Annotated in this window: 22 protein-coding genes; 19 read left to right on the top strand and 3 right to left on the bottom strand. The window is 62.7% G+C overall.

Annotated features, from left to right (window positions below; all coding sequences use genetic code 11):
* Positions 1-3 precede the first annotated feature (3 nt).
* The 13 genes from fdx to HU760_RS19910 all read left to right on the top strand — a co-directional run bounded on the left by fdx (position 4) and on the right by HU760_RS19910 (position 12,046).
* A complete protein-coding gene (gene fdx / locus HU760_RS19970) occupies positions 4-345 on the top strand; it encodes an ISC system 2Fe-2S type ferredoxin (protein ID WP_025337773.1) in 342 nt (113 codons plus the stop codon).
* 10 nt (positions 346-355) lie between these two features.
* Positions 356-556 carry a Fe-S cluster assembly protein IscX gene (gene iscX / locus HU760_RS19965; protein ID WP_023382209.1) on the top strand — a complete coding sequence of 67 codons (201 nt, stop codon included), beginning with the start codon at positions 356-358 and terminating at the stop codon, positions 554-556.
* A gap of 89 nt (positions 557-645) precedes the next feature.
* Positions 646-1,077: a nucleoside-diphosphate kinase gene (gene ndk, locus HU760_RS19960; RefSeq protein ID WP_023382208.1), complete on the top strand. Its 432-nt coding sequence runs from the start codon at positions 646-648 to the stop codon at positions 1,075-1,077.
* Positions 1,078-1,101: 24 nt separating this feature from the next.
* Complete coding sequence (gene rlmN / locus HU760_RS19955; RefSeq protein ID WP_170028351.1) at positions 1,102-2,247, top strand: dual-specificity RNA methyltransferase RlmN; 1,146 nt, start codon at positions 1,102-1,104, stop codon at positions 2,245-2,247.
* 14 nt (positions 2,248-2,261) lie between these two features.
* Complete coding sequence (gene pilW, locus HU760_RS19950) at positions 2,262-3,023, top strand: type IV pilus biogenesis/stability protein PilW (protein WP_186673496.1); 762 nt, start codon at positions 2,262-2,264, stop codon at positions 3,021-3,023.
* Positions 3,020-4,078 (top strand): RodZ domain-containing protein, encoded by a 1,059-nt coding sequence (locus HU760_RS19945; protein ID WP_186673488.1) that lies wholly within the window; start codon positions 3,020-3,022, stop codon positions 4,076-4,078. The genes pilW and HU760_RS19945 overlap by 4 nt, the downstream gene beginning before the upstream one ends.
* Before the next feature lie 3 nt (positions 4,079-4,081).
* Complete coding sequence (gene ispG, locus HU760_RS19940) at positions 4,082-5,191, top strand: flavodoxin-dependent (E)-4-hydroxy-3-methylbut-2-enyl-diphosphate synthase (protein ID WP_038408727.1); 1,110 nt, start codon at positions 4,082-4,084, stop codon at positions 5,189-5,191.
* 25 nt (positions 5,192-5,216) lie between these two features.
* Positions 5,217-6,506, top strand: a complete 1,290-nt coding sequence (gene hisS, locus HU760_RS19935; protein ID WP_186673486.1) for a histidine--tRNA ligase — start codon at positions 5,217-5,219, stop codon at positions 6,504-6,506.
* Between the two features lie 39 nt (positions 6,507-6,545).
* A complete protein-coding gene (locus HU760_RS19930) occupies positions 6,546-7,184 on the top strand; it encodes a tetratricopeptide repeat protein (RefSeq protein ID WP_186673484.1) in 639 nt (212 codons plus the stop codon).
* Entirely contained in the window at positions 7,185-8,327 is a 1,143-nt protein-coding gene (gene bamB, locus HU760_RS19925; RefSeq protein WP_170028355.1) for an outer membrane protein assembly factor BamB, read from the top strand.
* Positions 8,328-8,444: 117 nt separating this feature from the next.
* On the top strand, positions 8,445-9,908 hold the full coding sequence (der, locus tag HU760_RS19920; protein WP_186673482.1) for a ribosome biogenesis GTPase Der: 1,464 nt from the start codon (positions 8,445-8,447) through the stop codon (positions 9,906-9,908).
* A gap of 210 nt (positions 9,909-10,118) precedes the next feature.
* Complete coding sequence (locus tag HU760_RS19915; RefSeq protein ID WP_186673474.1) at positions 10,119-11,267, top strand: pyridoxal phosphate-dependent aminotransferase; 1,149 nt, start codon at positions 10,119-10,121, stop codon at positions 11,265-11,267.
* On the top strand, positions 11,255-12,046 hold the full coding sequence (locus HU760_RS19910) for an amidohydrolase (RefSeq protein ID WP_186673472.1): 792 nt from the start codon (positions 11,255-11,257) through the stop codon (positions 12,044-12,046). The genes HU760_RS19915 and HU760_RS19910 overlap by 13 nt, the downstream gene beginning before the upstream one ends.
* 83 nt (positions 12,047-12,129) lie before the next feature.
* Here HU760_RS19910 and HU760_RS19905 read toward each other — a convergent pair whose 3' ends face one another.
* Entirely contained in the window at positions 12,130-14,682 is a 2,553-nt protein-coding gene (locus HU760_RS19905; RefSeq protein WP_186673470.1) for a PepSY domain-containing protein, read from the bottom strand.
* 94 nt (positions 14,683-14,776) lie between these two features.
* On the opposite strand from HU760_RS19905, the gene HU760_RS19900 reads away from it, so the two are divergent.
* Positions 14,777-15,241: a hypothetical protein gene (locus HU760_RS19900; protein WP_186673468.1), complete on the top strand. Its 465-nt coding sequence runs from the start codon at positions 14,777-14,779 to the stop codon at positions 15,239-15,241.
* Positions 15,242-15,287: 46 nt separating this feature from the next.
* Here HU760_RS19900 and HU760_RS19895 read toward each other — a convergent pair whose 3' ends face one another.
* A complete protein-coding gene (locus HU760_RS19895) occupies positions 15,288-17,570 on the bottom strand; it encodes a TonB-dependent receptor (protein ID WP_186673467.1) in 2,283 nt (760 codons plus the stop codon).
* A 222-nt stretch (positions 17,571-17,792) separates the two neighbouring features.
* Between HU760_RS19895 and HU760_RS19890 the strand changes: the two genes are divergently transcribed.
* The 3 genes from HU760_RS19890 (at position 17,793) to HU760_RS19880 (ending at position 19,953) form a co-directional block, all read left to right on the top strand.
* Complete coding sequence (locus tag HU760_RS19890; RefSeq protein ID WP_186673465.1) at positions 17,793-18,473, top strand: Fe2+-dependent dioxygenase; 681 nt, start codon at positions 17,793-17,795, stop codon at positions 18,471-18,473.
* A gap of 3 nt (positions 18,474-18,476) precedes the next feature.
* A complete protein-coding gene (locus HU760_RS19885; RefSeq protein WP_186673463.1) occupies positions 18,477-19,226 on the top strand; it encodes a tetratricopeptide repeat protein in 750 nt (249 codons plus the stop codon).
* A gap of 190 nt (positions 19,227-19,416) precedes the next feature.
* Positions 19,417-19,953, top strand: coding sequence for a hypothetical protein (locus HU760_RS19880; protein WP_186673461.1), 537 nt, complete (start codon positions 19,417-19,419; stop codon positions 19,951-19,953).
* Between the two features lie 429 nt (positions 19,954-20,382).
* Here HU760_RS19880 and HU760_RS19870 read toward each other — a convergent pair whose 3' ends face one another.
* Entirely contained in the window at positions 20,383-21,546 is a 1,164-nt protein-coding gene (locus HU760_RS19870; protein WP_186673459.1) for a type III PLP-dependent enzyme, read from the bottom strand.
* Positions 21,547-22,053: 507 nt separating this feature from the next.
* Between HU760_RS19870 and HU760_RS19865 the strand changes: the two genes are divergently transcribed.
* The gene (locus HU760_RS19865) at positions 22,054-22,539 is read left to right on the top strand and encodes a sigma-70 family RNA polymerase sigma factor (RefSeq protein ID WP_186673457.1); all 486 of its coding nucleotides are present in this window, start codon (positions 22,054-22,056) and stop codon (positions 22,537-22,539) included.
* Positions 22,540-22,559: 20 nt separating this feature from the next.
* Complete coding sequence (locus tag HU760_RS19860) at positions 22,560-23,522, top strand: FecR family protein (protein ID WP_186673455.1); 963 nt, start codon at positions 22,560-22,562, stop codon at positions 23,520-23,522.
* The last annotated feature ends 82 nt before the right edge of the window (positions 23,523-23,604 follow it).

Here is a 23,604-nt window from a genome sequence, read left to right as displayed (position 1 = left end):
CCGATGCCGCTGGTGACATTCCTGCCGCACGAGAAATTCTGCCCCGAAGGGCTGACCGTGGAGGTTGAGCCCGGGACCAACATCCTGGAACTGGCCCACGACCATCACATCGAGATGGAAAGCGCCTGCGGCGGCGTCAAGGCCTGCACCACGTGCCACTGCATTGTGCGCAAGGGCTTCGACTCGCTGGAAGAGGCCGACGAACTGGAAGAGGACATGCTGGACAAGGCCTGGGGCCTGGAGGCTCAATCGCGCCTCGGCTGCCAGGTGGTCGTCGCTGACCAGGACCTGGTCATCGAGATTCCCAAGTATTCGCTCAACCACGCCGCCGAAGCGCCGCACTGAGGTTTGCCCCATGAGCCTGAAATGGATTGATGTACTTGAGATCGCCATCCAGCTTGCAGAAAGCAAGCCGGACGTCGATCCTCGTTATGTGAATTTCGTCGATCTGCACCGTTGGGTGCTGGCCTTGCCAGAATTCAGCGACGATCCGTCACGCGGCGGTGAGAAAGTCCTCGAGGCCATCCAGGCGGCCTGGATCGAAGAAGCCGACTGAACGCGTCCTGCAGGTTAGGCAATCCCCTGGAACCCGCGTATAATTCGCGGGTTTAATTTTTCGCAACACTCATTTTTCTGGAGTTTTCCATGGCTGTTCAACGTACTTTCTCCATCATCAAGCCTGACGCTGTCGCCAAGAACGTCATCGGCGAGATCACCACTCGTTTCGAGAAAGCCGGCCTGCGCGTCGTCGCTTCGAAAATGAAGCAACTGTCCAAAGCCGAAGCCGAAGGCTTCTACGCCGAGCACAAAGAGCGCGGCTTCTTCGCTGACCTGGTTGCCTTCATGACTTCCGGTCCGGTCATCGTTCAGGTTCTGGAAGGCGAAAACGCCGTTCTGGCCAACCGCGAGCTGATGGGCGCCACCAACCCGAAAGAAGCTGCTGCCGGCACCATCCGTGCTGACTTCGCCGTTTCCATCGACGAGAACGCCGTTCACGGTTCCGACTCGGAAGCTTCGGCTGCCCGCGAAATCGCTTACTTCTTCTCCGCTACCGAGCTGTGCGACCGCATTCGCTAAGCGAAGCAGGTCTTGGGTGATTCCATGAGTGACATGACTGGCAAGATCAACCTGTTGGGCCTGACCCTGCAGGAAATGGAAAAATTCTTCGAATCGATCGGAGAGAAGCGTTTTCGTGCCGGTCAGGTCATGAAATGGATTCACCACTATGGCGTCGACGATTTCGCCGCCATGACCAATGTCGGCAAGGCCTTGCGCGAAAAGCTCGAGGCCGTTGCCGAGATTCGGGGCCCGGAAGTGGTCAGTGAAGACATTTCCGCCGACGGCACCCGCAAGTGGGTGGTGCGCGTTGCTTCCGGCAGCTGCGTCGAAACCGTCTATATCCCCACCGATGACCGCGGCACCCTGTGCGTGTCTTCGCAAGCCGGCTGTGCCCTGGACTGCAGCTTCTGCTCCACCGGCAAGCAAGGCTTCAACAGCAACCTCACCGCCGCCGAAGTGATCGGCCAGGTGTGGCTTGCCAACAAATCCTTCGGGACCGTCCCGGCCAAGATCGATCGCGCCATCACCAACGTGGTCATGATGGGCATGGGCGAACCCCTGCTGAATTTCGACAATGTCATCGCCGCCATGAAGATCATGATGGAAGATCTGGGCTATGGCATTTCCAAGCGCCGCGTCACACTCTCGACATCAGGCGTCGTGCCGATGATCGATGAGCTGGCCAAGCACATCGACGTGTCGTTGGCCCTGTCGCTGCACGCGCCGAACGACGAACTGCGCAACAAGCTGGTACCGATCAACAAGAAGTACCCGCTGAAGATGCTGCTGGAGTCGTGCATGGGCTATATGTCCACCTTGGGTGGCAAGCGTGTGCTGACCATCGAGTACACCCTGCTCAAGGATGTCAACGACCAGCCCGAGCACGCTGCACAAATGATCGAGCTGCTGCGCGACGTGCCGTGCAAGATCAACCTGATCCCGTTCAACCCGTTCCCGCATTCGGGCTACGAGCGGCCGAGCAACAACGCCATCCGCCGCTTCCAGGACCTGTTGCATCACGGTGGCTTCAACGTCACCACCCGTACTACCCGTGGTGATGACATCGACGCCGCCTGCGGCCAGCTGGTTGGCCAGGTCAACGACCGCACCCGCCGCAGCGAACGCTATATCGCTGTGCGCCAGCTTTCTGCGGACGCCGACCTGCAAGACAGCGCTGCGCAGCACTGACCGGGACCTTGCCCATGAGCCTGCGCGCCGCGCTGTCGATCCTTGCGCTTTCGCTGCTGGCCGGCTGCGTGTCGGGCGGTGCGGGCGAGCCCCTGGCCAGCCGCCAGGGGAGGGCAGAGGCGGGACGGGCTTATGTGCAGCTTGGCCTGGGCTATTTGCAACAAGGCTTGACCGAGCAGGCCAAGGCACCATTGGGCAAAGCCTTGGCTTTGGACAAGGGCGACGCCGATGCGCACGCCGCCCTGGCGCTGGTGCTGCAGGCCGAGGGCGAGGCCGAAATGGCTGGAAACCACTACCGCCAGGCGCTGCAGGCCCGTCCTGGCGACACGCGAATTCGCAACAACTACGGCAGTTTCCTTTATGCTCAGGGGCGATTTGCCGAGGCCGAGCAGATGTTTCGCCTGGCCAGCGCCGATACCCTGTATCCTGAGCGTTCACGCGTTTACGAGAACCTGGGCCTGACCGCCCTGAAGCTTGAGCGCCGCGACCAGGCGCACGCCTATTTGCTGAAAGCTTTGCAACTCAACCAGCGGCAACCGAAGGCGTTGCTGGAAATGGCTGAGTTGTCCTACGAAAACAGGCATTATGTGCCGGCCCGGGACTACTACGATCGTTTCAGCCAACTGAGCGAACACGATGCCCGTAGCCTGCTGCTGGGCAGCCGCCTTGCCAGGGTATTCGACGAGCAGGGCAAACTGGCCGAGTTGGGCCAGCAATTACAACGACTTTATCCCGGTACGCCGGAATATCAGCAATACCTGTCGGAGCAACGATGAAAGCCGCGCAACCCGAAGTAGCAGTAGCGCCTGGCCAGAACCCCGGTGAGCTTTTGCGTCAGGCCCGTGAGAACCGGGACTGGTCACAAGCCGAGGTGGCCCGCAAGCTCAACCTCACTGTCAGTTCGTTGAACCACGTGGAAACCGGCGCCTTCGACAAGCTGCCCGGGCATACGTTCGCCCGTGGCTACATCCGCGCCTATGCCAAGCTGATGGACCTGGACCAGGCCGCCCTGGTAGATGCCTTCGACCGCTACACCGGTACCCACGCCAAAGGCAGCGACGTGCACTCGCTGGGCCGTATCGAAGAGCCGGTGCGCCTGTCGCACAACATCCTGCGTGGCGTCAGCCTGCTGCTGCTGCTGGCCGTAGTCGGTGGCGGCTTCGTCTGGTGGCAGGACCAGGGCAGCCTGCGTGGCAAGGACCTGGCGAAGATCGCCCTGGAGCACGTCGAAGTCGAAAGCGCCGACGGCACCACCCAGATTCACCCGCTCGATGAGCCTGAAGACCAGGCCGTTTCGGTTGGCCAGCAGCCCGAAAGCGCACCGCTGCCGCTGGAGCAGGGCGCTAGTGGGCAGCCCGCCGCTGTCGCCGAACAGGCCCCGGCAAGCCCCGCGGCCTCCGTTGCCGCAGCACCCGCCCCGGCGCCCGTGCAGCAGGCTCCGGCGCAGTCAGCGGTCAGTGCACCGATGGTCGCGCCTGCGCCGGCAGCACCGGTCGCTCCGGCCCCGGCGGCTGCGCCGATGGCCCCGGCAGCGACCGTAGCCGCCGCCGAGCCTGCCACGCCAGCCGTGCCCACCGAAGTGCCGGCCGGCAGCGGCAAGGTGGCCATCCAGTTCAGCGCCGATTGCTGGACCCAGGTCAGCGACGGCAATGGCAAGGTGCTGTTCAGCGCCATCAAGCGCAAGGGGGACAACCTCGAACTGACCGGCAAGCCGCCATTCGCGGTACGCCTGGGCTTTGCCCGGGGCGCCCAGGTCAGCTACAACGGCCAGGCCGTCGATGTTGCCCCGTTCACCAGTGGCGAAACCGCTCGCCTGAAGTTGGGACAGTAAGTCATGCACGGCGAATCTCCGATCAAACGTCGCGAATCCCGCAAAATATGGGTCGGCAATGTGCCTGTGGGTGGTGATGCGCCCATCGCGGTGCAGAGCATGACCAATACCGACACCAACGATGTCGCCGCCACCGTGGCGCAGATCCAGCGCCTGGTGGATGCCGGCGTGGACATCGTGCGGGTCTCGGTGCCGGACATGGACGCCGCCGAGGCGTTCGGCCGCATCAAGCAGCAGGTCAGCGTGCCGCTGGTTGCCGACATTCACTTCGACTACAAGATCGCCCTGCGCGTAGCCGAACTGGGCGTCGACTGCCTGCGTATCAACCCGGGCAACATCGGCCGTGAAGACCGTGTGCGCGCGGTGGTCGATGCGGCCCGCGACCGTGGTATCCCGATCCGTATCGGCGTCAACGCCGGCTCCCTGGAGAAGGACCTGCAGAAGAAGTATGGCGAACCGACCCCGGCTGCGCTGGTCGAGTCGGCGCTGCGCCACGTCGAGCACCTCGACCGCCTGGACTTCCAGGACTTCAAGGTCAGCGTCAAGGCTTCCGACGTGTTCATGGCCGTCGAAGCCTACCGTCTGCTGGCCAAGCAGATCGTGCAGCCGCTGCACCTGGGCATCACCGAAGCCGGTGGCCTGCGCTCCGGGACGGTGAAATCCGCTGTCGGCCTCGGTATGCTGCTGGCCGAAGGCATTGGCGATACCATCCGTATCTCGCTGGCGGCCGACCCGGTCGAAGAAGTGAAGGTCGGCTACGACATTCTCAAGTCGCTGCACCTGCGCTCGCGTGGCATCAACTTCATCGCCTGCCCGAGCTGCTCGCGGCAGAACTTCGATGTGGTCAAGACCATGAACGAGCTGGAAGGGCGCCTGGAAGACCTGCTGGTGCCGCTGGACGTGGCGGTGATCGGTTGCGTGGTCAACGGCCCGGGCGAAGCCAAGGAGTCCCATGTGGGGCTGACCGGCGGCACGCCGAACCTGGTCTACATCGACGGCAAGCCGGCGCAGAAGCTGACCAACGACAACCTGGTCGACGAGCTGGAAAAGCTCATCCGCCAGAAAGCGGCCGAAAAGGCCGAAGCCGACGCGGCGCTGATCGTCCGTGGCTGACACACAGAATTCGTAAGGACTTTTCGTGAGCAAATCGCTGCAAGCCATCCGTGGCATGAACGACATCCTGCCTGATCAGTCGCCGCTGTGGCGCTACTTCGAAGGCACCGTGGCCGGCCTGCTGGATACCTACGGGTACAGCCAGATCCGCACGCCGATCGTCGAGTTCACCGAGCTGTTCAAGCGCTCTATCGGTGAAGTGACCGACATCGTCGAAAAAGAGATGTACACCTTCGAAGACCGCAACGGCGATTCGCTGACCCTGCGCCCGGAGGGCACTGCCGCCTGCGTGCGCGCCGTGCTCGAGCATGGCATCACCGGCAACGGCCAGGTACAGAAACTGTGGTACATCGGCCAGATGTTCCGCCACGAGCGTCCGCAGAAAGGCCGCTACCGCCAGTTCCACCAGATTGGCGTGGAAGTGTTCAACCTGGACGGCCCGGACATCGACGCCGAGCTGATCATGCTGACCTGGCGCCTGTGGGGCCTGCTGGGCATCCAGGACGCGGTCAAGCTGGAGCTCAACAGCCTTGGCACCAGCGAAGCCCGTGCGCGCTACCGGGACGCGTTGGTCGAGTTCCTCTCGGCACGCCTGGAGCAGCTGGATGAAGACAGCCAGCGCCGGCTGAAGAGCAACCCGCTGCGCATCCTCGACAGCAAGGACCAGAACACCCAGGCGGTGCTGGTCGACGCACCGAAGCTGGAAGACTACCTGGACGAAGAGTCGCGCGTGCACTTCGAGGGCCTCAAGGCCCGCCTGGATGCTGCGGGTATCCCGTTCGTGATCAACACCAAGCTGGTGCGTGGCCTGGACTACTACAGCAAGACCGTGTTCGAGTGGGTTACCGACAAGCTCGGCGCCCAGGGCACGGTCTGCGCCGGTGGCCGCTACGACGGCCTGGTCGAGCAGATGGGCGGCAAGCCGACCCCGGGTGTCGGTTTCGCCATGGGCATCGAGCGCCTGATCCTGCTGCTGGAGACCCTGGGCAAGGTGCCTGAGTCCATCAGCCGGCAGATCGACGTCTACCTGTGCGCCTTCGGCGAACCGGCCGAACTGGCTGGGCTGCGCTTGTCCGAAGGCCTGCGCGACCGCCTGCCGGGCCTGCGCCTGGCCGTCAACGCCGGTGGCGGCAGCTTCAAGAGCCAGTTCAAGAAAGCCGACAAGAGCGGCGCGCTGTTCGCGCTGATCCTCGGTGATGACGAACTGGCCAAGCAAGAGATCGGCTTCAAGCCCCTGCGTGGTCAGGGCGAACAACAGAACATTGCCTGGGATGCTCTGGCTGAGCACCTGGAAACCGCGATCGCGCAGGCGTAACGCGGTTCAACAAGCGAATAGGCGAAAAGGAGTATTGGGGTGTCGAGTACCGATGATGAACTGGCAGGGGTCAAGGACTGGTGGAACCGCAACGGCAAGCCGCTGCTGACCGGTGCCCTGCTGGCTGGCGTGGTGGTGTTGGGCTGGAATACCTGGCACAAGTACCAGAACAATCAGTCGCAAGGTGCCTCGCAGCTGTACCAGGCCTTGCTGGAAACCAGCCTGACGCCCACCGGCCAGCCTGACGCGACCAAGGTCGCGGAACTGGCCGGCAAGCTCAAGAGCGAGTTCGGCGGTACCGCCTACGCCCAGTACGGCAGCCTGTTCGTGGCCAAGGTCGCGGTCGAGAGCGGCAAGCTCGACGACGCCGCTGCCGAGCTGAAAAGCGTGCTGGACAAGCCGGCCGATGCCACCCTGGGCGAAATTGCACGCCAGCGCCTGGCTCGCGTACTGGCTGCCCAGAACAAGGCCGAGGACGCCCTCAAGCTGCTCGACGGTGACGCCGACAAGGCCTTCCTGGCCAGCCGTGAAGAATTGAAGGGTGACCTGCTGGTGCAACTGGGTCGTGCCGATGACGCGCACAGTGCTTACGAGAAAGCCAAGGCTGCGTTGTCCGATGAGGCGGCGGTCGGTGGCCTGCAATTGAAGCTGGATGACTTGGCCAGAGGGGACGCGTAAGTGATCGGTTGGAAACATGCAGCAGTGCTGACCCTGGCCGTACTGGCCGCGGGTTGCAGCAGCAACAGCAAGAAGGAACTGCCCCCGGCCGAGCTGACCAAGTTCACCGAGGAAGTGGTGCTGAAGAAGCAGTGGAGCCGTTCGATCGGTGACGGCCAGGGCGAAACCTACAACACCCTGGTGCCGGCAATCGAAAACGACCGCATCTACGCCTCCGACGTCAACGGTGAAGTCTTCGCCCTTGACCGCATCACTGGCGACGTGGTGTGGAAGAAAGACCTCGAGCTGCCGGTTTCCGGTGCTGTCGGCGTCGGTTACGGCCTGGTCATGCTGGGTACCCTCAAGGGTGAGGTGATTGCCCTGGACTCCAGCACTGGCGAGGAGCGCTGGCGTTCCCGCGTGACCAGCGAAGTGCTGGCCCCGCCTGCCAACAACGGTGATGTGGTGGTGGTGCAGACCCAGGACGATCGCCTGATCGGCCTGGATGCCGCTACCGGTGACCGCCGCTGGATCTACGAGAACAGCCCGGCCGTGCTGACCCTGCGTGGCACCGGCGCGCCGATCGTCACCAACCGCCTGGCCGTCGCCGGCCTGTCCACCGGCAAGGTGGTGGCGGTGGACATCAACAACGGTGTACCGGTGTGGGAAAGCCGTGTGGCGATTCCGCAAGGCCGTTCCGAGCTGGACCGCGTGGTCGACATCGACGGCGGCCTGCTGCTGTCGGGTGGTACCCTGTACGTCAGCACCTACCAGGGCCGCGTCGCGGGCCTGGACCTGGAAAGCGGCCGGGTGCTGTGGCAGCGTGATGCCTCCAGCTACGTGGGTGTCGCCCAGGGCTTTGGCAACGTCTACGTCAGCGAAGCTTCGGGCACTGTCGAAAGCGTCGATGAACGCTCTTCCAGCGCGTTGTGGAGCAACGACACCATGGCGCGTCGCCAGCTGACCGCGCCGGAAGTGTTCTCCAGCTACGTGGCGGTGGGCGACTTCGAGGGGTACCTGCACCTGCTGAGCCAGGTCGATGGCCGCTTCGTCGGCCGTGAGCGTATCGACAGCGATGGCTTGCGTGCCCGCCCACTTGTGGTCGGCGACACCATCTACGTCTTCGGCAACAGCGGCAAGCTCGAGGCACTGACCATCCGCTGAAGCTATGCTTGAAGCCTTGGCGGGTTTCAAGCCGCGGCGCTGGACACGCCGCCCGAACTCCGGCCGCTGCCTTGCAGCGGCCTTTGCATTTTCAAGAATTCAAGAGTGGAGAGCCGAATGGTTCCCGTAATCGCCCTGGTGGGCCGCCCGAACGTCGGCAAATCCACCATGTTCAACCGCCTGACCAAGACCCGCGATGCCATCGTCGGTGATCTGTCCGGCCTGACCCGTGACCGCCAGTACGGTGATGCCACCTGGCAGGGTCGTTCCTTCATCCTGATCGACACCGGTGGTATCACCGGTGACGAAGTGGGCATGGACGAGAAAATGGCCGAGCAGTCGCTCATGGCCATCGAAGAAGCCGACTATGTGCTGTTCCTGGTCGATGCCCGTGCCGGCATGACCGCCGCTGACCAGATGATCGCCGAGCACCTGCGCAAGCGGAACAAGGAAGCGATCCTGGTTGCCAACAAGATCGACAACATCGATGCCGACGTCGCCCGCGCCGAATTCTCGCCGCTGGGCATGGGCAATGCCATTCCGGTGGCGGGCTCCCAGGGCCGTGGCATCAATGCGTTGATGGAGGCCGTGCTCGGCCACCTGCCGCGCGACCAGGTCGAGGAAGCGCTGGATGCCGAAGTCGCCGAAGGTGAAGAAGCGGTGCGCATCCCGGGTCCGAGCGAGAAGGATGGCATCAAGATCGCCATCATCGGCCGCCCCAACGTCGGCAAATCGACCTTGGTCAACCGCATGCTCGGCGAAGAGCGCGTGGTGGTGTACGACCAACCGGGCACCACCCGCGATAGCATCTACATTCCGTTCGAGCGCGATGACGAGAAGTACACCTTCATCGATACCGCCGGCGTGCGCAAGCGCGGCAAGATCCACGAGGAAGTCGAGAAGTTCTCGGTGGTGAAGACGCTGCAGGCGATCAAGGACGCCAACGTGGTGATCTTCGTCATGGACGCCCGTGAAGGCGTGGTGGACCATGACCTCAACCTGCTGGGCTTCGCCCTGGAAGCCGGCCGCGCCATTGTCATCGCCCTGAACAAGTGGGATGGCATGGAGCCGGGCGAACGCGACTACGTGAAGACCGAGCTGGAGCGCCGGCTGTTCTTCGTCGACTTCGCCGACATTCACTTCATCTCCGCCCTGCACGGCACTGGTGTAGGCCACCTGTACAAGTCGGTGCAGGCTGCGTTCAAGTCGGCAGTGACCCGTTGGCCGACCAGCCGCCTGACGCAGATCCTCGAAGATGCCGTGAGGGAGCACCAGCCGCCGCTGGTCAATGGCCGCCGCATCAAGCTGCGCTATGCCCACCTCGGTGGTGCCAACCCGCCGCTGATCGTGATCCACGGTAACCAGACCGACAAGATTCCGAAGTCGTACTCGCGGTACCTGGAAAACACCTACCGCCGTGTGCTGAAACTGGTCGGTACGCCGATCCGCATCGAATACAAAGGCGGTGAGAACCCGTATGAGGGCAAGAAGAACACCCTCACCGATCGTCAGGTCAACAAGAAACGCCGCCTGATGTCGCACCACAAGAAGGCCGAGAAGAAGCGCCGCGACAAGCGCTGATTCCGCGTCAGCTTCTTCGCGGGCTTGCCCGCTCCCACAGGTCCCCACAGTTTTCGAATTCTGTGAAGTACCTGCGGAGCGGGTTTACCCGCGAAGAGGCCCTTTGATCCAGCGCAAATCTCCCTATTGTTTCAACCTTTTTCCTGACCGCTCGATCCGCTATGCTCGGACTCCACCCCGTGCCGGATACACCCCAGGAAAGAGGGCTTCATGATCCGCAGCAAACTGCCGAACGTCGGCACGACCATCTTCACCAGCATGTCCCAGCTCGCCGCGCAGACCGGCGCGCTCAACCTGTCGCAAGGCTTCCCCGACTTCAATGGCCCGCAGGCGCTGCTCGATGCAGTGGGCCGGCATGTGGCTGCCGGGCATAACCAGTATTCACCGATGACCGGCCTGCCGGCCTTGCGCCAGCAGGTGGCGGCCAAGGTCGCGCGGCTATACGGCGCACAGGTGGATGCCGACCAGGAAGTGACTATCACGCCCGGTGCCACCGAGGCGATTTTCTGTGCCATCCAGGCGGTGGTCCATGCTGGCGACGAGGTGATCGTCTTCGACCCGTGTTACGACAGCTACGAACCGTCTGTGGAATTGGCCGGTGGCCGTTGCGTGCATGTGCGACTGAGCGATGGCGACTTTCGTATCGACTGGCAGCAGTTCGCCGATGCGCTCAGCCCGCGCACGCGCATGGTCATCCTCAACTCGCCGCACAACCCCAGCGGTGCGCTGATCAGCCGCGCAGACCTGGACCAGCTGGCGCAGCTGATCGCCGACCGCGATATCTACCTGATCAGCGATGAAGTGTACGAACATCTGGTGTATGACGGGGTGCGCCATGCCAGCGTGCTGGCGCATGAGCAGCTGTACTCGCGCGCTTTCGTGGTCAGCTCGTTCGGCAAGACCTATCACGTTACCGGCTGGAAGACCGGCTATGTGATCGCACCGCCGGCGCTGAGCGCTGAGCTGCGCAAGGTGCACCAGTACGTCAACTTCTGCGGGGTGACGCCGCTGCAGTGCGCCCTGGCCGACTTCATGGCCGAGCACCCCGAGCATATCGATGAACTGCCGGCCTTCTACCAGGCCAAGCGCGACCTGTTCTGCGGTTTGCTGGACGGCTCGCGGTTTCGTTTCACCCGCACGGCGGGAACCTATTTCCAGCTGGTGGACTATTCGCAGATCCGCCCGGACCTGAACGATGTCGACATGGCACTGTGGCTGACCCGTGAGCACGGTGTGGCGAGCATCCCGGTGTCGGTGTTCTACCAGCAGCCCATCCCCGAGCAACGCCTGGTCCGCCTGTGCTTTGCCAAACGAGAGGAGACGCTGCGTCAGGCAGCGGAAAGACTATGCGCGATCTGAGCACACTGCCCAACCTGAAACTCGCCCTGGTGCAAACCACTCTGGCCTGGCACGACCGCGAGGCCAACTATGCGCACTTCGAGGAGCTGCTGGAGCAGGTTGGCGAGGTGGACCTGGTGATTCTGCCGGAAATGTTCACCACCGGTTTTTCGATGCAGTCGGAGAGCCTGTGCGAGCCAGAGAATGGCCCGACCTACAAATGGTTGAAGGCCCAGGCGAAGAAGTGCAACGCGGTTGTCACCGGTAGTGTGATCATCCAGGCCGCCGATGGTAGCCACCGTAACCGCCTGCTGTGGGCGCGGCCGGATGGCGAGATCCTGCACTACGACAAGCGCCACCTGTTCCGCATGGCCGGTGAGCACAAGCATTACACCCCGGGCGAGCGCCAGGTGCAGTTCGAGCTCAAAGGCTGGCGGATTCGCCCGCTGATCTGCTACGACCTGCGCTTCCCGGTGTGGAGCCGCGATGCCCAGGACACCGACCTGCTGCTGTACACCGCCAACTGGCCGGCTGCGCGCCGCCAGCACTGGAACCGCCTGCTGCCAGCCCGGGGCATCGAGAACCTGTGCTATGTGGCGGCGGTGAATCGGGTGGGCACCGATGGCAAGGGCTTCGCCTACTCCGGCGACAGCCAGGTGCTGGACTTCCAGGGCGAGAGCCTGCTCAGTGCCGGGGAGGCGGACGGGGTGTTCACCGCCGTATTGAGCGCGGCGGAACTGGCGGCGTACCGGGCCAAGTTCCCGGCCAACCTGGATGCCGATACCTTCGAACTCCATTGAGCTGACACTGGCCCCTGTAGGCGCGGCCTTGTGTCGCGAAAGGGCCGCTCCTACAGCGATTGCAGTGCTAGCTCAGGTCAGTATCAGTACACATCCCGCCGATAGCGCCCATCCTCGATCAGCTGCTGCACCACGGCTTCGCCCAGGATGTCGTTGAGCGCCGCGTCGACACCTGCTGCCATCCCTTGCAGGCTGCCGCAGACATACACACAGGCCCCGTCCTGCACCCAGCGCTTGAACTCATCGGCCTGTTGCAACAACACATCCTGCACATACACCTTCTCGGCCTGGTCCCGCGAAAATGCCAGGTCCAGGCGCGCCAGGTCACCGCTGGCCAGCCAGCCTTGCAGTTCCTCGCCACACAACAGGTCGTGCGCCCGGTTGCGCTCGCCAAACAGCAGCCAGTTGCGTTGCTCACCTGCATTCACCCGCGCGCGGATCAGGCTGCGCAGGCCGGCCAGGCCGGTGCCGTTACCGATCAGCACCAGCGGTGCCGCCGTTTCCGGTAGGTGGAAGCTGCTGTTACGCCGCATACGCAGGCTCAGCGTGCCGTTCAGCGGCAGGTACTCGGTCAGCCAGCCGGAGCCCAGGCCCAGCTGGCCATCGGCGCGGCGTTCCTGGCGCACGATCAGTTCCAGCACGCCGTCGCTGGCGATCGAGGCGATCGAATACTCGCGGCTGCCGATCGGCACCAGTGCATCGACCAGCGCTTGTGGCTGCAAGCCGATCAGGTGCTCGCGACGGGTTGGCAACTGGCGACCGGCCAAGGCCTGGGCGAGGGTTTCAGTCAGGCCGTTCACCTGCACCTTGGCCCCGGCATCCAGCGCCATGCCAGCGAGGAAGGCGTCGATCCGAGGTTGGCCATTGAGTGGCAGGATCTCCACCAGGTCGCCGGCTTCCCAGCTGGCGGGCTGTTGCGGCTGCAGACCGAGCAGGTACACCGGTTGGCCCTGACTGCCCGGGTTGAGCAGTACGCGGCGCACCAGTGTCCAGTTGCCGAAGCTCGGCGGCTGCCAGGCAGCCACGGGCCGGGCACCAGTCAGTTGCGCCAGTTCCTGCTGCCACTGCTGCAGGGCAGCCTGGTCGGCGTTGTCCACCTCCACCGGGCTGAATGCGCTGCTGGCACCGCGCTCAGCCAGCCATGCTTGCAGGCGCCGGCCGAAGCCGCAGAAGTGCGGGTACTGGCGGTCGCCGAGGGCGAGCAGGGCATAGCTGAGGTTGTTTAGCACCCAGGGCTGGCCAAGCACCTTGCGCTCGAACACGCGGGCGCTGTCGGGGGCTTCACCGTCGCCGAAGGTGCTGACCACGAACAGCGCGCGGCGTGCCTGGCGCAGGTCGTTCTCACCCAACTCAGCCAAAGCGCGCACTTGTACCGGCAGCCCGGCTGCCTGCAGCTGACCGGCGCTTTGCCAGGCAAGCTGCTCGGCAAGGCCGCTCTGGCTGGCAAAACCGATCAGCCAGCTGTCGTTGCTGTCGTGGCTGTCGGCGACCTTGCCCCGTGCGGCACGCACCTGACGCTTCTTGCGGCGGCGGTCGAGGTACAGCAGCCAGCCGGTGATGAAGAACAGCGGCATGCTCAGGCTGGCGAGGGTGACGATGATACGCCCCGGCAGGCCGAAGTATTCGCCGACATGCAAGGCGTAGACACTCTGCAGCAGTTGCGCCTTGAACGACTTGTCGGCGTAGCGGTCATGAGATTTCACCTGGCCGCTGGCCGGGTCCAGCACCAGGGTGTTGAAGGCGCGCGGGTGCGTGGCGTTGTCCAGCAAGTAGAACAGATTGGCCGGTTGACCGCCCACCGGTGGCAGGCGCAGGTTGTACATGGCCAGGCCCGGGCCCGCGGCGTCCTTGAGGTTGGCCCAGATCGCGTCATAGTCGACCACCAGCGGCGGGGCGTTCTTGTCGATGTGCTGCGGCCCGTGGCGGCCACGGCCTTCGCCGCGTTTCTGCTGCTGGCCGGTGGTTGGCGCGTCGGCCAGCAGCCGGTTCAGGCCTTCGCGGTACCAGTCGTAGGACCAGAACAGCCCGGTCAGGGCGAACAGCAGGTAGAACAGCAGGCACCAGGTGCCGGCCACGGCGTGCAGGTCCCAGTTGAACGCTCGGCCCGTCTTGGCCCAGTCGAAGGTCAGCCAGGCGCGCCAGTCCAGCGCCTTGCGTGGCCAGCGCAGGTACAGGCCGGACAAGCAGAAGAACACCAGCATCAGGGTGCAGGCCCCGGTAATCTGCCGGCCAGTGTCGCCCATGGCCAGGAAGCGGTGCAGGTTGAGCATGAGGTTGAAGAAGCCTTGGCCGACTGCTTCACCCTTGAGCTCGCCGGTGTAGGGATCGGCATAGCGCAGTGGGCCACGGCGTTCGCCTGGTGGGGGCTTGAAGAAGATGCGTGCGGCATTGCCGTCGCGCACGTCCACCCACAGCATCGCCACCTTGTCGTGTTGCTGGGCTTCCACCCGCCGTACCAGCTCGGCCGGCGGCAGCACGCCTTCGGCGCGCACTTCTACCTTGAGGACATCGGCATTGAAGGCACGCAGCAGTTCATCCTGAAACGAATACAAGGCCCCGGTAATGCCCATCAAGGCCAGCACCAGGCCGGCGCTGATGCCGAACAACCAGTGCAACTGGAACAGCGTCTTTTTCACGTAATGCGGTCCTTGGAAACGGTTCGACCTGTGGGGAGGGCGGCGAGCGACATTAAATTGAGGGTGCCTTACCTTTCAATCTCGGAATAGACCAATGTCATACATGTTATCCAGGAGCTTTACCGCGCAGATTTTCGTACTTGGCGAAGAACACCAGAAAAGATTGGGCGTAACACTTTCATCTGTGCCTGCCCAGAGCGGTTGGCTGACGACAGTTGAGGGCGACGAACGTAGCCTGCCGATTGATTTCAGGTTCGATTTCATTCACCGCGAGTCTGAAGCGCGCCTGCTTTACATGATTACCAGTGTCACGCGCGCAGGAGGTTACTGGCAAACGCAGCTCAATCTTAGCCGCAATGGTTACGCTGGACTGTATCGGGTGGACGCCGAAGACACCCGCTGGAAAGTCGAGCCGCTCAATGCCTGGAACGATGAATCCGATCTGCAATTTCACCTGCGCACGGCCAGTGGTGAACGCCTGGGTAGAACCCACGACGGATTGCTCAATGCGCGCGAGGGAAACGTCGTCGTATTCAAAGCCAAGGTTATAGGTTACTGACAACTGCCATATCACTCCTGGGCCAGGGCCCAGGAGTTTCTCACGATCAGAAGTGCACGCTGGTGGTCAACAGCGCAGTCCGCCCGGCCGCCTGGTTGGCGAAGTGGGTGGAGAACGCTTTGTCGTAGTACACCTCGTTGGTCAGGTTCTGTACGTTCAGCTGCAGGTCGACATTCTTGGTCAGCTTGTAGGCGGCCATGGCGTCGTAGCGCACGTAGCTGTCGACCATGGTGGTGTTGGCCACGTTGCCATACACGTCATCTACGTAGAACGCGCCACCGCCGACGGTCAGCTTCGGCGTAATGGCGTAAGTGGTCCACACGCTGGCGCTGTTGTTCGGCGTGTTCGGCAGCTGGTTGCCATCGCTGGCCTTGCCCATTGGCCCGCCGTCGATCTGGCGGGCCTGCAGGTAGGTGTAGCCGGCGAATACCTGCCACTTGTCGGTCAGCTTGCCACTGGCCGACAGCTCGATACCTTGTACCCGGGTTTCGCCGACATTCTCGTAGCTGGTGGTGTCCACCTGCACACGGGCGTTTTCCTTCTCGGTGCGGAAGATCGCGGCAGCCAACGACAGGCGTTCGTCCAGCAAGTCCCACTTGGTACCGATTTCGTAGTTGGTGGTTTCTTCCGGCTCCAGGTCGCTGCTGAGGATGTTGCCGCTGCGGTCAGTGGTGCCTGACTGTGGGTTGGTCTCGGTACCTTCGCCGAGCATGGCGCCAGGCGGGGTTGCGGACGTGGCATAGGAGACGTAGATGCTGCCGTTCTCGGCAGGCTTCCAGACCAGACCCAGCTGGCCGGTAAAGAACTCGCTCTTGTCGCGGCCTTCAAGGGGCACGCCATTCTTGTTCACGCTGGTAGCGCCGTCGGCATTGTAGGTGCGGAAGCGGGTATCGAAATGGTCGTAACGCAGGCCCATGTTCAACAGCCACTGGGGCGTCAGCTCCAGTGTGTCGAAGGCATAGATCGCCCGGGTCTTGCCGCGGGTCCTGGTGCCGGCGTAGTTGCGCGAGACGGTGCCGTCCCAGATGTCGTCCGGGTTCGGGTCGCTCAGCGAGGTGCAGCTACCGCCGTTGCCGGGCCCGCTGCAGGTGAGCTTGCTGTTTGGCGTGACGGTGTAGCTCTGACGGTCGGATTCTTCCTTGCTGAACTCGATACCGGTGGAGAAACTGTTCTTGAAACCTGCGACGAAGAACTCGCCGAACAGGTCGGTCTGGTTGGTGGTGGTAGCGGTATTGCCCACGCGGCTGTTGGCGCGACGCCATACACCATTGTTGTTCACGTTGCCGGCACTGTCGTCAGGCTGGGTCAGCACGTAGTCCTGCATGCTGTTGCCGTGACGCAGGGTGTTCTTGATGGTCAGCGAATCGCTGAGGTCATGCTCGATGGCGATGGTCGCGATATCGGTGCGGGTCTTGCGGAAATCGCGACCGGTCAGGCCATAGAAGTTGTCGCTGTCACCGCCATCGATCGGCTTGTTCGGATGGGCCGAAGTACGCGCGTTGCTGCCGCCAGCCGGGATGCTGTAGGGGATGCCGGAATCCGGCAGGTCGTCGCTTTCCAAGTGGTAGTAGTCGAGGTTGACGCGGGTCGGCGTGCCGAGGCCGAAGGCCAGCGACGGCGCGATACCCCAACGGTCGTAGTTGACCTTGTCGCGGCCGGCGACGTTGCTTTCGTGGGTCATCAGGTTCAGGCGGCCGGCAGCGCTGTCGCTGAACTGGTAGTTGCCGTCGAAGGTGTAGCGCTGGGTCTGGTCGCTACCCCAGGTCCAGGCGCCGTCCAGCGAGTTGCCCAGATGCGCGCGCTTGCTCACCAGGTTGATGGTGCCGCCAGCGGCGCCGCGGCCACCGATGGCCGAGTTCGGGCCCTTGGCCACTTCCACCGATTCGATGGCGAAGATTTCGCGGGTTTGCGCGCCGGTATCACGCACACCGTCCAGGTAAGTGTCGCCCTGGGCATCGAAACCGCGGATGAACGGGCGGTCGCCTTGCGGGTTGCCACCTTCGCCGGCACCGAAGGTGATGCCTGGCACGGTGCGCAGGGCATCCTGCAGGGTCAGCGCACTGGTGTCCTTGATCACTTGCTGCGGGATCACGGTGACTGAGCGCGGGGTGTCTACCAATGGCGCGGTGTACTTCTGCGAGGCAGCCTTCTCGACCTTGTAGTCGGTGCTGGCCTGTTCGGCCTTGCCGTTGACGCTGGTGGCGTCCAGGGTAATCGCGTTGCTGGTGACCGGGTCGGCGGCGTAGGCCGACGAGGCACTGAGGGCAACGCCGATGGCGGACGCGATCAGGCGTGGTGAACTGACTGCAGATGGTATGGATTGGCGCATTGCTTAGGACCTTCCCCAAGGTGTCAAGGCCGCGGATCTTAATGTAAGCAATTTGGACTCTCAATTGAGAGCGGTTACCATTCGCGAATAATTTACAAACTTTACAATTTACCCTTACGGTTTCATCCGGTTGTAGCGTCTTGGTTGGTGGAAGGGCTTGTGAAGCGCAAAAGGGAATCAATATCATTGGAGCCTCTTCCTGTTCCCAATGGTGCTGACGCCATGCTGCTTCACATTCCCGGCCTGTTCGTCGCCGATGAATTGGCCCGTATCCGCGAGGCGCTGGAGCGGGCCGACTGGGCTGATGGCAAGATCACGGCGGGCTACCAGTCGGCCAAGGCCAAGCACAACCTGCAACTGCCGGAAGGCCACCCGCTGGCCAAGGAGATCGGCAGCGCCCTGATCGACCGCCTCTGGCAGAACCCGCGCTTCATGTCTGCAGCCTTGCCGCACAAGGTTTTCCCGCCGCTGATCAACTGCTACCGCGCAGGCGGCAATTTCGGCTTCCACATCGACAACGCCCTGCGCCAGCCCAAGGGCAGCCCGGAGCGGGTGCGTACCGACCTGTCTTCCACGCTGTTCCTCAGCGATCCGGACAGCTACGACGGCGGCGAGCTGGTGATCCAGGACACCTATGGCGAGCAGCAGGTCAAGCTGGCTGCCGGTGACCTGGTGCTGTACCCCGGCACCAGCCTGCACAAGGTCAACCCGGTGACCCGTGGCCAGCGTTACGCCGCGTTCTTCTGGACCCAGAGCCTGGTGCGCGAGGACAGCCAGCGGGCGTTGCTCTTCGAAATGGACAATGCCATCCAGCAACTGACTGCCGATGTGCCGGACCATCCATCACTGCTGCAGTTGACCGGCACCTACCACAATCTGCTGCGCCGCTGGGCCGAGGTCTGAGCCGTGTTCTTTCAGTTGCGACGTGAGGAAGTGGTGGATGTGGCCGGTTTGCAGGCCATGCTGGAAGAAAGCCCTGGCAAGGCCGCCCAGGCGATCCTGGCGGCGGCAGGGCAGGGCGCGGTCGAGGCACAGTTGCTGCTGGGGCAGATCCTGCTCGACGGGCGCGGCATTCAGGCAGATGCCGCCGTCGCCAGGCGCTGGTTCGGCATCGCCGCGCAGGGCGGCAGTGCCATGGCGCACAATATGCTGGGCCGTTGCCTGGAGCATGGCTGGGGCGGTGAGCCAAGCCAGGCACAGGCGGCCATTCACTATGCGCGTGCGGCCGATGCCGGGCTGGACTGGGGGCTGTACAACCTGGGCAACTTGCTGGCCACCGGGCGCGGCATACCGGCCAACCAGGCACAGGCGCTGATGTGCTACGAGAAGGCCGCGCACATGGGGCATGCCAAGTCGATGAACCTGTACGGGCGTTACCTGGAACAAGGCATCGCCACGGCGCCCAATCCGACACGGGCGGTGCGCTGGTATCGGCGCTCGGCCGAGGCGGGGGATTTTCGTGGCATGTTCAGCCTGGCGATGGTGCTGGTCGAGCGCGGGCAGGTGGCGGATGCCGCGCCTTGGCTGGAGCGGGCGCGGGTTGAGGGGAACATGAATTTTCTGCGCAGTGCATTGGTGACCTTGCAGGGGGCGGGGCCGGTGTTGATGGGTTTTGCGGCTCGGTATGCCGAGGAAATCGAACGACGCGGGGAGTGAGGGTGCCTGTGCGGGCCTCTTCGCGGGTAAACCCGCTCCCACAGGGTACGCAAAACGCCTGCATATTCAGCTATTGGCGCGATAGCGCAGCCCGAAGGGCTGCACTGTACCTGTGGGGCCGGTAGCCGTTCCAGATTACCTTCCGTGGACTTGCTGACAATACTGAAAGCCCATTCGCCGAGGGGCTGACATGTCATTCATTCAAGAACGTTCTTTCATTGCCACACTGACTTCCACTACGCCTGGATATGAGGGCATTCTCGACTCCGTTGAGTCCAAAACTACCCCAGCCTTGCGTGGTAACAACTGGCTCACGGTTACATCAGCGCTATCAGTCAGCGCGCAGCAACGATTTTGGTTTGGTTACTACGAGGGGGACAGGCCTGGTTACAGGATTGTCACCGTGGAATCGGAGGAGGGGGCGTCCCATAAAGATACCTGGGACCTGGGCAGAGGAGATTGCGTGGGTTATTACCCGAAAGTCGCCAAGCCACTGTTATGGCGCATCTGGGTCAGTGGCCAAGCGCTGGCGGTCCCTGAGGTTACCGACTATTCGGGGGTGACGATTGCTGCAGTGGGTAGTGTACCGATCGGGGTTCGTAACCGGAAATCCTGGGAAGATCACTATGTCAGCGCAGGTGCGCCGAACAAACTGATCATGCGGATGTGTGTCAGCGAGGTAAATGTGCCGAGTTTCGACAGCTTTTCGATGTTTCGGCGCCGCTGAACGGGCATGAAAAACGGAGCCTTGCCCAGACTGTGTGAAGCCTGGCAATCTGCCCGGCCCTTTAAGAAAATGCTCCGTATCGAAAGATACGGAGCATTTTTCGTTATGGCCTACATACAAGCAAGTCCCGCAGCCAGACCAGCCTGTTCCCGGTCTCGCTGGAGGAATTGATGTGCAGTTCTGCCGAACTACCGGTACCTGTTTGCCATCCACGGGAGCAGGTTCCAGGCAGTCGCTCCCGCGCGACGCCACCTGAATCAGCTTACGCGTCAGGACGAGAAGCTTGACAAGCGGATCTCCCGATATCTGGTTGACCTGAACGGGCTGAAGAGCCTTTTTCTGCACAAAAACAAACGCCCCGAACAAGTCGGGGCGTTTGGTCCAGGGCCTGTCAGTGTGTCACACCGTCTGTTGCGGCCCCGTTTCGCTTTACAGGTAGTAAGCCTTCAGCGGCGGGAAGCCGTTGAATTCCACTGCGCTGTAGCTGGTGGTGTAGGCGCCGGTCGACAGCCAGTACAGGCGGTCACCGATGGCCAGGTTCAGCGGCAGGCCGTACTTGTAGTGCTCGTACATGATGTCGGCGCTGTCGCAGGTCGGGCCGGCGATGACCACTTCTTCGGTCTCGCCTTTCTTCTCGGTCCAGATCGGGAATTTGATGGACTCGTCCATGGTTTCGATCAGGCCGGAGAACTTGCCCACGTCGGTGTAGATCCAGCGCTCGACGGCAGTGCGCGACTTGCGTGCAACCAGCACCACTTCGCTGACCAGGATACCGGCGTTGGCAATCAGCGAACGGCCTGGTTCGAGGATGATTTCCGGCAAGTCGTCACCGAAGTCTTCCTTGAGGAAGCGGATGATCTCTTCGGCATAGGTTTCCAGGCTGTTGGTACGGGTGATGTAGTTGGCCGGGAAGCCGCCACCCATGTTGATCAGCTTCAGCTCGATGCCGTCTTCTTCCTTCAGGCGCTCGAAGATCACCTTGACCTTGGCAATGGCTGCGTCCCAAACGCTGATGTCGCGCTGCTGCGAGCCCACGTGGAAGGAGATGCCATAGGGCACCAGGCCCAGGTCGCGGGCGAGGATCAGCAGGTCCATGGCCATGTCGGTCTGGCAGCCGAACTTGCGCGACAGCGGCCAGTCGGCAGTGGTGGAACCTTCGGTGAGGATGCGCACGTACACTTTCGAGCCCGGCGCGGCCTTGGCGATGTTGCGCAGGTCGGCTTCCGAGTCGGTGGCATACAGGCGCACGCCCTTCTCGTAGAAGTAACGGATGTCCTTGGACTTCTTGATGGTGTTGCCGTAGCTGATGCGCTCGGCGGTGACTCCGCGGCCCAGCACTTTGTCGAGCTCGTAGATCGAGGCGATGTCGAAATTCGAGCCTTTTTCCTTGAGCAGGTCGATGATCTCGACGGCCGGGTTGGCCTTGACCGCGTAGTACACCTTGGCGAACTCGAAGCCCGCGCGCAGGTCGTCATAGGCCTGGCTGATCATCTGGGTATCGATGAGTACGAACGGGGTTTCCTGCTTGTCGGCGAACGCCTTCATTTTCTGGAAGGTGTCACGCGCGAAATAGTCTTCGACCTGGATCGACATGCTCAGGGACTCCATGGGCAAACTGAAAGATTAAGTGGCTGCAAACTGAACGTCCTCCGTATCCCCACTTTGGTTCGCCTACTCAGTACTTGAGCCGGATGGATCGTTTCCAGCATGGACGTTCGGCGCGCACTTTAGGGCGTGAAGAATGCAGAATCAACAGGTAATCCGGGCGTGATCGAGGCGGATCGACGATCAGCCATTTGAATAACCGACTCGTGTGACCGGCTGATGTTCCCCACACTGTTTCAAACGTAAAAAATAGTGGAATGGAACGCGTTGGCTCCTTCGCGGGCACGCCCGCTCCCACAGGCATCTCGCGGTTCCTGTGGGAGCGGGCGTGCCCGCGAAGAGGCCTCAGGTGTTCATATTTATGGCCACATTTTCCTGGCACTGCCGTGCATGAAAAAGACCATAAATTTTTTGTTACCGACTGGCGGATTTGCCGTGCTTGATGAGAAACATTACTATTCGCACCCTCGTCCGCCTCCCTGATGACCACCTACCGTGTCTGGACCCAAAGGCTTCCTCGACTACTACCATGAGCTGATCGGCACCTGGACGCGCAAACTGCGCAGTCGTCAGCAGGCCGAGGACCTCGCCCATGATGCGTTTGTCCGGGTGCTGGAAAGCCCGGGCGAGCAGGTCGAGCAGCCACGCGCCTACCTGCACCAGACCGCACGCAACATCGCCGTGGATACTTTCCGCCGCGAGGACCGCCGTGAGGTACTGGAGCTGCAAGCGTTCGACGAAAGCCCGGTCGGCAGTGGCGACCCCGAGGCCTACGTGCACGCCCTGGAACTGGCCGACAGCGTCGAGCGGGCGCTGGCCGAATTGCCGCTCAACTGCCGACAGGTGTTCATCTGGCAGAAGCTCGAAGGCCGCACCCAGGCAGAGATTGCCGCGCGCATGGGGTTGAGCAAGAACATGGTCGAAAAGTATATGATCCGCACGCTCCGGCATCTGCGTGAGCACCTGGATGTGTCGGCATGATGAGTCAGGAGACCTTTTCGATGGAACAGCACGGTAGCGAAACCGTCCGTGAGCAGGCGGCCGCATGGTTCGCCCGCGTGCAGGATGCGCCTCGGGATGCCGGGCTGCAGGCGCAGTTGCGGGCCTGGCTGGAGGGGGACAGGCGGCACCGTGAAGAGTACGAGCAACTCGCCTGTCTGTGGCAGGCTGCCGACCTCATCCCCCGCCAGCGCCTGGAAGCGCTGGCCCGGCCGGCCCCGGTACCCCAGTCGTCACGGCGGCGCCTTGTGCGCATGGCTTTGGCCGCCACGCTGGGCGCAGTGGCGGTGGGGCTGGGCTGGGGCGGCTGGCAGTACCAGCAGCTGAATCACCAAGGCGGCCTGCAGACCGCCTTCAACGAACGCCGCCAGGTCGAATTGCCAGATGGTTCATACCTTGAACTCAACGGCAGCACCCATGTACAGGTCGCGTTCAGCGCTGGCCAGCGTCATGTCCGGCTGATCGCAGGCGAGGTGATGTTCACCGTCGCCCACGACAGTGGCAGGCCGTTCGTGGTCGACACTGCCCAAGGCAGCGTGACGGTCACCGGTACCCGTTTCGACGTCCGTCAGGACACGGCCGGCACTCGCGTGGCGGTGGAGCAGGGTTCGGTGCGCGTGCACGGCAGGGGCGCTTCGCTGGCCCAGCTTACCGCTGGCCAAGGGTCGCACATCGATGCCCAGGGCCAGGTGGCTGCCCCCTATGCGGTGAATGCCGCCGCGCTGACGGCCTGGCGCCAGGGCAAGCTGGTGTTCGACAACGCCACCCTGGCCGATGTGGTGGCGGAAGTATCCCGCTACCGCAGCCAGCCGCTGCGGGTCGCCCCCGGCAAGGTTGCCCAGCTGCGCCTGTCCAGCACGTTCCGCAGCGACGACACCGACGCCTTGCTGCGCGCCTTGCCGAGCATCCTGCCGGTGGCCATCAAGGCCCATGCCGATGGCTCCAGCGAAATAATCGCGAAATAGATTCAGGTTTTTTTTCGCTCGTTCGTCTTCCTCGCCAGCTGCAACTGCCAAGCATTTCCATTTGCATGCAGTTGGCGTTTAT

The organism is Pseudomonas oryzicola (genome assembly GCF_014269185.2).
GTDB lineage: Bacteria > Pseudomonadota > Gammaproteobacteria > Pseudomonadales > Pseudomonadaceae > Aquipseudomonas > Aquipseudomonas oryzicola.
This window is presented reverse-complemented; position numbering and strand designations above follow the sequence as displayed.